The sequence below is a fragment of the Amycolatopsis anabasis genome (genome assembly GCF_009765355.1).
Classification (GTDB): Bacteria; Actinomycetota; Actinomycetes; order Mycobacteriales; family Pseudonocardiaceae; genus Amycolatopsis; species Amycolatopsis anabasis.
This window is the reverse complement of record NZ_VTHK01000116.1, coordinates 7,495-10,695: the sequence shown is the minus strand read 5'-3', so window position 1 is coordinate 10,695 and position 3,201 is coordinate 7,495. Positions and strand designations below refer to the sequence as shown.

Genomic DNA, 3,201 nt, shown 5'->3' with positions numbered 1-3,201 from the left:
GAGGGTGGGCTGGACCGGTTCATGACCTCCCTGGCCGAGGCCCATACCCACGGCGCGGCCATCGACTGGGACACCTTCTTCGCCGGGACCGGGGCACGCAAGGTGGACCTGCCGACCTATGCCTTCCAACGGCAACGCTACTGGCTGGACGCGGCTGCTCCGGTCGGCGATGCCCGGGGCCTGGGCCTGAGCGCCGCCGAGCATCCGTTGCTGGGCGCGGCCATCGGGCTGCCCGGCTCGGACGGTGTGTTGTTCACCGGTCAGCTCTCCGCGGAAACCCAGCCGTGGCTGGCCGACCACGCGGTGCTGGGCGCCGTGTTGTTCCCGGGCACGGGGTTTGTCGAACTCGCCCTCCAGGCCGCTGAGCAGGTCGGCTGCGACGTGCTGGCGGAGCTGACCCTCGAGGCGCCGCTGGTTCTACCGGACAAAAGTGGAGTTCAGATCCAGGTCGTGGTCGGTGGCGCCGATGACTCCGGCAACCGTTCGCTGAGCGTCTACTCCCGGGCCGATGACCACGCGGATCTGCAGGAGGCGTGGACCCGGCACGCCGCCGGTGTCGTGCGCACCGGGGCCGAGTCGCCGTCGTTCGATCTGACCGCGTGGCCGCCGCCGAACTCCGCGCCGGTGGACACCACCGATCTCTACGACCGGCTGGCGGGTTTCGGGCTCGACTACGGTCCGGTCTTCCAGGGCTTGACGGCGGCATGGCGCGGTGCAGACGAGATCTTCGCCGAGGTCCGGCTCGGTGCGGACGCGGCCGCGGAGGCGGGCTCGTTCGGGGTCCATCCGGCGCTGCTCGACGCGGCGCTGCACGCGATGGGTCTTTCCGGCGATGGGGAGCAGGGCGAGACGCGGCTGCCGTTCGCGTGGACCGGCGTCAAGCTGTTCGCCTCGGGCGCCGCCGAACTCCGGGTGAAGATCGCACCCACGGGTTCGGACGGAGTCTCGCTGGAGATCGCGGACGGCGACGGCACTCCGCTGGCGGCGGTGGATTCCCTGGTGTTGCGGCCGGTGTCGGCCGAGCAGGTCCGGGCCGCGCGGCCGGACGGCACCGACTCGCTGTTCCGGCTGAACTGGGCGGACCTGCCCGGTTCTCCGGCACCCGCGGGCGGGCCGGTGCGGCTGGCCGTGCTCGGCGAGCAGGTCGGTCGCCTCAAGAGCGTGTTCGGCCTGAGCGACGCCGAAGTCACCCAGCACACCGAGCTGGCCGCGCTCACCGAGGTGCCGGACCTGGTGCTCGTCGAATGCGGGTCCGGGGCGACACCCGCCGCCACGCACGCCGCCGTGCGCGAGGCCCTCGCGCTGGTGCGGTCGTGGCTGGCGGACGAGCGGCTGACCGCCGCCCGGCTGGTGTTCGTCACCCGGGGAGCGGTCGCCACCGGTGACGGTGAGGAACTCGGCGACCTCGCGGGCGCGGCGGTGTGGGGACTCGTCCGCTCCGCGCAATCGGAACACCCCGGCCGGTTCGTCCTGCTCGACATCGACGACAACGACGCCTCGTTCCGAAAACTTCCGGTGGCGCTCGCGCAGGACGAGCCGCAACTGGCACTGCGCGGCGGCGCGGTCCGGGTGCCGCGGCTCGGCCGGGTCCCGGTGCCCGCGAACCGGGGGACGGCATTCGATCCGGCGGGCACGGTGCTGATCACCGGCGGCACCGGCACCCTCGGCGGGCTGGTGGCCCGGCACCTCGTCGCCGAGCACGGCGTGCGGCACCTGGTGCTGGCCAGCCGCCGGGGTGCCGCGGCGACGGGTGCCGCCGAACTGGTGGCCGAACTCGGTGAACTCGGCGCCGAGGTCACGGTCGCGGCCTGCGACGCGGCCGACCGGGAGGCCCTGGCCGGTCTCCTGGCGCGGATACCGGCGGAGCACCCGTTGACCGGGGTGGTGCACACCGCGGGATTGCTGGATGACGGTGTGGTCGAGTCGTTGACCCCGGAGCGGCTCGAGGCGGTGCTGCGTCCCAAGGTGGACGCCGCGGTGCACCTGCACGAACTGACCAAGGACCTCGAACTCGGCGCGTTCGTGCTGTTCTCCTCCCTCGCGGGTGTGCTTGGCGCGCCGGGGCAGGGCAACTACGCGGCGGCGAACGCCTTCCTGGACGCGCTCGCCCAGCACCGCCGGGCGCACGGCCTTCCGGCGCTGTCCCTGGCCTGGGGACTGTGGGCGCAGTCCAGCGAGATGACCGGCGACCTCGAAGCCGCCGAGGTCGATCGGATGCGGCGTTCCGGTATGACGGCACTGTCCTCGCGGGAGGGCATCGCGTTGTTCGACGCCGCACTCGGCGCGAACGAGGCCGTGCTCGCCCCGGCGCACATCGACCTCGCGCCGCTGAGGTCGCGGGCCGACGAGATTCCCGCGATGTTGCGGGGCCTGGTCCGCGCGCCTTCGCGGCGCGCGGAGAAGGCCGGGCCGGGCTCGGCGGATGCTTTGCGGCAACGCCTTGCCGGGCTGGCTGAGGTGGCCGAACAGGAGAACGTGCTCGTCGAACTCCTGCAGGCGCAGGTCGCCGGAGTGCTCGGCTTCGACACCGCGAACGCGGTGGATCCGGACCGGGCGTTCAGTGAAATCGGGTTCGATTCGCTGACGGCGTTGGAATTGCGCAACCGGTTGAACGCGGCTACCGGGCTGCGGCTCCCGGCCACCCTGGTGTTCGACTACCCCACGCCGGCGGCCCTTGCGATCCATCTCCGGACGGAACTGGCGCCGGAGGTTTCCGGTGACACGGGTGAGGAGCGGATCCGGCAACTGCTGCTGAACATCCCCCTGACGCGCCTGCGTGACGTGGGAGTGCTGGACACCCTGCTGGAACTCGCCGGTGCCCGGCCGGACTCGTCCGAACCGAAGGAAGAAAAGGACGCGATCGAGACGATGGATGCCGGCAGCCTCATCGACATGGTGCTGCAAAGCCCAGGCCACCAGGAAGTTTCACGAGAAGGGTGGTCCGGCGATGACTGACCTCCAGGACAAGGCCGTCGAAGCACTCCGCCTCTCGGTCAAGGAAACGGAACGTCTTCGCGAGCAGAACCGGAAACTCACCGCGGCGCTGCAGGAACCGATCGCGATCGTCGCGATGGGCTGCCGCTTTCCGGGCGGGGTGTCCTCGCCGGACGAACTCTGGCGCCTGGTAGCCGGTGGTACCGACGCGATTTCGGCTTTCCCGACCGACCGCGGCTGGGCTTCGGCGGACTCCTACCTCCACGA

General features: G+C 71.5%; 2 protein-coding genes. Both read left to right on the top strand.

Going from position 1 to position 3,201, the window contains the following annotated elements; all coding sequences use genetic code 11:
* The coding region (locus FXO23_RS49765) for a type I polyketide synthase (protein WP_158896101.1) at positions 1–2,955 on the top strand (2,955 nt) is incomplete at its 5' end.
* Positions 2,948–3,201 (top strand): beta-ketoacyl synthase N-terminal-like domain-containing protein (locus tag FXO23_RS52125; protein WP_246258623.1); only part of this gene is annotated, 254 nt, incomplete at its 3' end. The genes FXO23_RS49765 and FXO23_RS52125, both read left to right, overlap by 8 nt.